Genomic DNA, 6,640 nt, shown 5'->3' with positions numbered 1-6,640 from the left:
CCCCCGGCGGACGGGCCGGGGGCCGTGGGGGTCGACCCCCGGGAGTAAAGGGTCGACCGTGGAGGCCGATCCCGGGGAAGGGGATCGGCCGTGTCAGGTCAGGACACGGTCTCGCGCTCGGACACGTCCGGCCGCGCCGCCCGGGCCGCCGCGCGCCGGCGCAGCCCCGCAATGACCGGGATGAGCGCGGCCAGCGCCACCATCACGTACAGGCCGATCGAAATCCCGCTGCCCACCAGGATCGACGGGTCGCCCGAGGACGCCGCCAGCGCCCGCCGGAACTCCGTCTCCGCGATCGGGCCCAGCACCACGCCGATCAGCGCCGGGGCCACCGGCACGCCGAACGCCCGCATCACCAGCCCCAGCAGCGCCACCGCCAGCAGCATCACCAGGTGCACCACCGATGTGTTGATCGCGTACACCGCCAGCACCGAGAACAGGGTGATCCCCCCGTACAGGTACGGCTTGGGCAGCTTCAGCAGCTTCGCCCACAGCGGCGCGAACGGCAGGTTGATCACCAGCAGCAGCACGCTTCCCACCAGCAGCGACGCCAACAGCGTCCACACCAGGTCCGCGTTGCGCTCGAACAGCACCGGCCCCGGCTGCAACCCGTACTGCTGGAACGCCGCCAGCATGATCGCGGCCGTCGCCGACGTCGGCAGCCCCAGCCCCAGCAGCGGCACCAGCGTGCCCGCCGCGCTGGAGTTGTTGGCGGCCTCGGGCCCGGCCACACCCTCGATGGCGCCCTTGCCGAACTCGTTCTCCTCCGGGTCGCCCTTGCGCGCGGCCCGCCGCTCGGCGAGCTTGCGCTCCAGACCCAGCGACACGAACGTCGGGATCTCCGCACCACTGCCCGGGATCGGCCCGAACGCGCTGCCCAGCGCGGTCCCGCGCACCCACGGCCCCCAGGACCGCTTCCAGTCCCGGCGGCTCAGCCACGGCCGCCCGGTGCGGATCGCCGCGAAGTCCGGCGCCGACTTGCCGCGCGCCACCACGTACAGCACCTCGCCCAGGGCCAGCAGCCCCACGGTCACGATGACGACGTCGATGCCGTCGAGCATCACCGCCGACCCGAAGTCGAACCGCGGCGCGCCGCTCTGCCCGTCGATGCCGACCACGCCGATGGCCAGGCCGATGAGCAGCGAGGTCAGCCCGCGCAGCACCGAGCCCGACACCACCGCGGCCACCGCCACGAACGAGAACACGGTCAGCGCGAAGTACTCGCCCGGCCCGAAGTTCAGCGCGAACGACACCATCACCGGCGAGAAGAACGCCACGATCAGCGTTCCGACGATGCTCGCGAAGAACGAGCCGATCACCGCCGTGCACAGCGCCTGCGCGGCCCGCCCGGCCAGGGCCATCTTGTGGCCCTCGTAGGTGGTCGCGATCGACGACGCCTGCCCCGGGGTGTTGAGCAGGATCGACGTGGTCGCCCCGCCGAACATCCCGCCGTAGTACACGCCCGCGAAGAGGATGAACGCGCTCGTCGGGTCCAGCCGGAACGTCACCGGCAGCAGCAGCGCCACCGCCATCGCCGAGCCCAGGCCCGGCAGGACGCCCACCGCGGTGCCCAGCAGCACGCCCAGGAACGCCCACATCAGGTTTCCGGGGGTCAGGGCCGCGAGCAGCCCGTCCCCGAGGTTGACCAGAGTCTCCATCTACAGCACCCATCCCAGGATTCCGGACGGCAGGCTCAGACCCAGGCCGAGCGAGAAGCCCACCTGGACGGCCGCCGACACCGACAGCGCCACCACGGCGTCGCGCGGGTACGCGCGCGCCCCGAACGCGAAGGCCACCGCCCAGAACAGCAGCGCACCGGCCAGCAGCCAGCCCAGGAACTCCAGCAGCGCGATGTGCGCCACCAGCCCGGCCAGCACGATGAGGACCGGCCGCGCCTCGAACCACTCCAGGGCGTTGGAGACGCCGGTGTTCCGCTTGCGCAGGTTCCCCACCACCAGGAACACGGCCGCCACCAGCAGCAGCGCGCCGATCATCCCGGGGAAGAACCCGGGGCCGGGCCGGGTGGCGTTGGGCGGGGCCTGGATGGTGAGCGCGCCCCACAGCATGACCGCGCCCACGGCCGCGGTCAGCGCGGGCACCACCCACCGGGCTGGTCCGCTCCAGGGCACCGTCTCGGGGTCGGGTGCCGCGGCCGCGGCGGCGGCCCGGGCGGCGGCGAGCTCCGCGTCCCCGGCCGCCGCCTCCGCGGCGTCCGTGCCTTCAGTTGCTCCTGCGCCACCGGCCGCTCCCGCGCTCTCGGCCGCTCCCGCGGTCCCGGCGGCCTCCGCGGTCGCGCCTCCGGACACCTCCGCGGTCGTACCTGCGGCAGTACCCCCGGCCTCCGGGTCCGCTGCCGCTGCCGCGGCCGACGTCGATGCCGCCGCCGCGGACGCCGACTTCTCCGTTCCGTTCACGGTCACAGCCCCAGCTCCTCGATGGTCTCCTGCGTCACGGCGACCTCGTCCTCCAGGAACGCGGTGAACTCCGCCCGCCCCTGGTAGGTGTCCGTCCACCGGTTGCGCTCCAGCGTGTCGGCCCACGACGGGGTCTCCACCAGCTCCGCCACCAGCCCCTCCAGCACCTCGACCTCGGTGTCGGTCAGCCCCGGCGGCGCGATGACCCCGCGCCAGTTCGACATCTCCACCTCGTAGCCCTGCTCCAGGAACGTCGGCGCGTCCAGCCCCTCCAGCCGCTCGGGGGACGACACCGCGAGGACCCGCAGCGGCCCCCCGCCGCCCACCTGGTCGGCGAAGTCGCTCAGGCTACTGAACCCGACCACCGCCGTCCCCGACAGCAGCGAGGTCAGCACCTCGCCGCCGCCCGAGTACGGCAGGTAGTTGATCTCCCCGGGGGCCAGCTCCATGGACTGGGCCACCCGGCCCGCGAAGATCTGGTCGACGCCGCCCATCGACCCGCCGGCCACCGGCAGGGTCGTCTCCTGGGCGGTCCAGTCCTGGGCGAGGTCGTCCAGGGTCTCGTAGGGGGAGTCGGCGGGCACCACCACGACCTGGTACTCCGAGGCCAGTCGGGCGATCGGGGTCACGTCGTCCATCGTGTAGGGCGACCCGGTGGTCTCCACCGCGCCCACCATGCCCAGCCCGGTCATGGAGAGAACGTTGCTCTGCCCCGACCGGTTGACGATCTGCGCCAGCCCGATGGTGCCGCCCGCGCCCTCGGCGTTGCGGACCTCGACGTTGAAGCGCAACTCCTCCTCGCGCAGGCCGTTCTGCATCTCCCGGGCCAGGGCGTCCCAGCCCCCGCCGGGGGCGGCGGGCGCGATGAGCAGGAGTTTCTCCTGCTCACCGGTCCCCTCCGCGGAACTCTGGCGCACGTCGAACAGTGCGGTCCCCACCAGCAGGAGGGCGCAGAGCCCGCCCGCGATACGGAGCGGCACACCGCGTTGGCGCATCGCTGTCTCCTTCCGACCTCGTTCGCCCCCTCGCCGTGCGGGAACGAGGAGAGCCGGGTCACAGTGTGACCCGGCCCACGCTCGTGTCATGGTGTTGTTAAAACTGGCGTCATATTGGTCGTATTGTTCGTGGCACGCTCGCGAACACGGTGCCCACCCGTGTGTTCACCTGGGGGTTCACCGATCCGGCCGGCGCCGCGTCCGTTTCGGGACCCGCACCGGTCCCGTATCGGGCTCGCACCAGGCCCGCCCCGATCCCGCCTTGATCCCGCCCTGAATCCCGCACCCCGAATCCCGAACCCGCACCGCCCCCTCCCGGAAGGCCCCGGCATGACCGCGCGCTCGCTCCGTCGGCCGCCGCGCACACCCGCTACCGCTCCGCGCGCCCCCGGCCTGCTCACCTCCGGCCCACGCGCGTCCGCCCCGCGCACCCGCCCCCACCTCTCGCTGACCGGCTCCCTGTTCGTCGGCTACGTGCTCCTGCTCGCCGCCGCCCTGGTCGCCGTCGGCTCCCTGTGGGTGGTCCACCTCGACCGGCACACCGACCGTCAGTACACCGAACGCGTCCTCAGCGTGGCCCGCGCCGTCGCCGTCATGCCCGAGGTCATCGACGGCGTCCAGGGCCCCGACCCGGCCGCCGAACTCGACCCGCTGGCCGACCGGATCGCCGCCGCCACCGGCGTGGAGTACCTGGTCATCGCCTCCCCCGAGGGCATCCGCTACACCCACCCGGACAAGGACCTCATAGGAGAGACGGTGTCCACCCCGCCCGGCCCCGCCGCGCGGGGACAGGAATGGACGGGGGTGGAGACCGGCACCCAGGGGCGCACCGTCCGCGCCAAGATCCCCGTGTTCTCCGGCGGCGGCTCGGTCAACGGCGACGACGCCCGCGGCGCGGTCGTCGCCTACATCTCCCTGGGCATACTGACCTCCGACGCCACCACCGAGGCGCGCGCCGCCGTCCCCGCCGTGCTGGGCACGGTCGCCGTGGTCCTGGGCCTGGGCGTGGTCGGCGCCTGGTCGCTGTCCCGCCAGGTCAGGACCAAGACCCACGGGCTGGAACCGGCCGACATCACCGCGCTGCTGGAGAGCCGGGAGGCCCTGCTGCACGCGGTCCGCGAGGGCGTGCTCGCCGTCGACGCCGACGGCCGCCTCGTCCTGGCCAACCCCCCGGCCCGCGCCATGCTGGGGCTTCCCGACGACGCCGAGGGGCGTACCCTGGACGAACTCGGCGCCTCGGAGCGGGTCCGCGACATCGTCTCGGGGGCCGACCGGGGCCGGGACCTCCTCCTGCTCTCCGGCGACCGCATCCTGGTCGCCAACCGCAGGACGGTCCGGATCCGGGGCGAGGAGACCGGCGCGGTCGTGACCTTCCGGGACCGCACCGAGCTGGACCGGCTCACCGGCGAACTCGACGGCGCCCGCACCGTCACCCGCGGGCTGCGGGCCCAGACCCACGAGTTCGCGAACCGGATGCACACCCTGGCCGGGCTGCTCGACCTGGGCGCCCACGAGGAGGCCCGCGCCTACCTGGCGGACCTGTCGGCGGCGCACACCCGCACCACCGCGGGGATCGCCGAGCACGTGGCGGATTCGGCGGTGGCGGCCCTGGTCATCGCCAAGTCGGCGCAGGCCGCCGAGATCGGCGTGGACCTGCGGCTCTCCCCGATGACGGAGGTGCCCGCGCTGGACCGGGGGCTGCGCGCCGACGCCCTGCTGGTGCTGGGGAACCTGGTGGACAACGCGCTGGACGCCGTCGCGGGCGACGGCCGGGGATGGGTGGAGCTGATGGTGCGCCTGCACCGGGCCGGCGAGGACGGCCCGCCGCACGACCTGCTGGAGATCCGGGTGACGGACTCCGGGCACGGGGTCGCCGACGGGATCGCCGAGGAGATCTTCCGGCTCGGGTTCACCACCAAGGCGTCCCGGGACGCGGGCGGGCGCGGGCTGGGGCTGGCGCTGGTCAAGCAGGTGTGCGAGGGCCGAGGGGGGAGCGTGGAGATGGAGGCGCCCGACAGCGAGGAGGGCGCGGTGTTCACCGCGTACCTGCCGGCCTCCGGGCCGGGTGCCGCCGACATGCCGGACCCCGCCGGTGAGCCGGACCCCGCGGCCGGTCCTGACCCGGCAGGTGAGCCGGGGGCCGCGACCGCGCCGGGCTCCGCTGCCGGGCCGGGCGCGGCCGGTACGCCGGGCTCCGCCGGCGGGTCGGGTACGGCCTCGGGGGAGGCCCGGTGATCCGCGTCCTGGTCGTGGACGACGACGTCCGGGTGGCCCGCAACCACCAGGAACTCGTGGAGTCGCTGCCCGGGTTCACCGTGGTCGGCGTTGCGCACACCGCGGCCACCGCGCTCGCCCAGATCCGCGGCCACCGCCCGGACCTGGTGCTGCTCGACCTGCACCTGCCGGACGCGTCGGGGATCGAGGTCATGCGCACGCTGCGCGCGGCCGCCGCCGACGAGGCCCGCCGCACCGACTTCCTCATGATCACGGCGGTGCGCGACATCGCCCAGGTCCGCGACGCCCTGCACGGGGGAGCGGTGCACTACCTCCTCAAGCCGTTCCCGCTGAGCGCCCTGCGCGACCAGCTCGAACGCTACGCGGTGGCCCGCCGCCAGATGGACTCCGCGGGGGAGGCCACCCAGCAGGACGTGGACCGGCTGTTCGGCCTGCTGCGCCCGCCGGGCGGCCGCTCGCTGCCCAAGGGGCTGACCGCCGCCACGGCCGCCCTGGTCGCGGGGGTGCTGCGCGACGCCGACGGGGACCTGTCCGCCTCCGACGTCGCCGAACGCTCGGGCGTCTCCCGGGTGACCGCCCGCCGCTACCTGGAACACCTGTGCGCCGACGGCCGCGCCGAGCTGCGCATGCGCTACGGCTCGGCGGGCCGCCCCGAACACCGCTACCGCTGGGTCGCCTAGCCTCCGTCCACAGCCGGAGGAAGCCACTGGTGGGGCCGGGCGGGAACGGGTAGCGTCGATCAGGGGGAGGTACGCCCACCGACCGGCAGGGCACTGTGCCCCCGAATCCATGATCCGCTCCGTCCCCGCCCTCGCACCACTCGCCGAACGCCGCCTGTGGACAACCCCCTAGGGCCTGTTCTGGGTTTGGATCAAGGAGTGGCGGGCAGGCTGCGCAACCACAACAGGGCCCCGCGCAGGTGAAGGCCCGCGAGGTAGCTCTGGGGCGTCTTGTCGTACCGGGTGGCCAGCCCCCGCCATTCCTTGAACTTGTTGA

The 6,640-nt window shown here is 74.0% G+C and carries 5 protein-coding genes and 1 pseudogene; 2 read left to right on the top strand and 4 right to left on the bottom strand.

Going from position 1 to position 6,640, the window contains the following annotated elements; translation table 11 throughout:
- Positions 1-98: 98 nt before the first annotated feature.
- The 3 genes from ACJOT3_RS30825 to ACJOT3_RS30815 all read right to left on the bottom strand — a co-directional run bounded on the left by ACJOT3_RS30825 (position 99) and on the right by ACJOT3_RS30815 (position 3,409).
- Entirely contained in the window at positions 99-1,658 is a 1,560-nt protein-coding gene (locus ACJOT3_RS30825; protein WP_406976646.1) for a tripartite tricarboxylate transporter permease, read from the bottom strand.
- Entirely contained in the window at positions 1,659-2,306 is a 648-nt protein-coding gene (locus tag ACJOT3_RS30820; protein ID WP_406976645.1) for a tripartite tricarboxylate transporter TctB family protein, read from the bottom strand. It lies immediately after the preceding gene.
- A 110-nt stretch (positions 2,307-2,416) separates the two neighbouring features.
- The gene (locus tag ACJOT3_RS30815) at positions 2,417-3,409 is read right to left on the bottom strand and encodes a tripartite tricarboxylate transporter substrate binding protein (RefSeq protein ID WP_406976644.1); all 993 of its coding nucleotides are present in this window, start codon (positions 3,407-3,409) and stop codon (positions 2,417-2,419) included.
- Between the two features lie 330 nt (positions 3,410-3,739).
- On the opposite strand from ACJOT3_RS30815, the gene ACJOT3_RS30810 reads away from it, so the two are divergent.
- Complete coding sequence (locus ACJOT3_RS30810) at positions 3,740-5,644, top strand: sensor histidine kinase (RefSeq protein ID WP_406976643.1); 1,905 nt, start codon at positions 3,740-3,742, stop codon at positions 5,642-5,644.
- Positions 5,641-6,324, top strand: coding sequence for a response regulator (locus ACJOT3_RS30805; RefSeq protein ID WP_406976642.1), 684 nt, complete (start codon positions 5,641-5,643; stop codon positions 6,322-6,324). Before ACJOT3_RS30810 ends, ACJOT3_RS30805 begins: the two co-directional genes overlap by 4 nt.
- A gap of 191 nt (positions 6,325-6,515) precedes the next feature.
- Here ACJOT3_RS30805 and ACJOT3_RS30800 read toward each other — a convergent pair.
- A pseudogene (locus ACJOT3_RS30800) lies at positions 6,516-6,640 on the bottom strand (IS5/IS1182 family transposase); the annotation flags it as partial.

It is taken from the genome of Nocardiopsis protaetiae (genome assembly GCF_045446735.1).
Lineage (GTDB): Bacteria > Actinomycetota > Actinomycetes > Streptosporangiales > Streptosporangiaceae > Nocardiopsis > Nocardiopsis protaetiae.
This window is presented reverse-complemented; position numbering and strand designations above follow the sequence as displayed.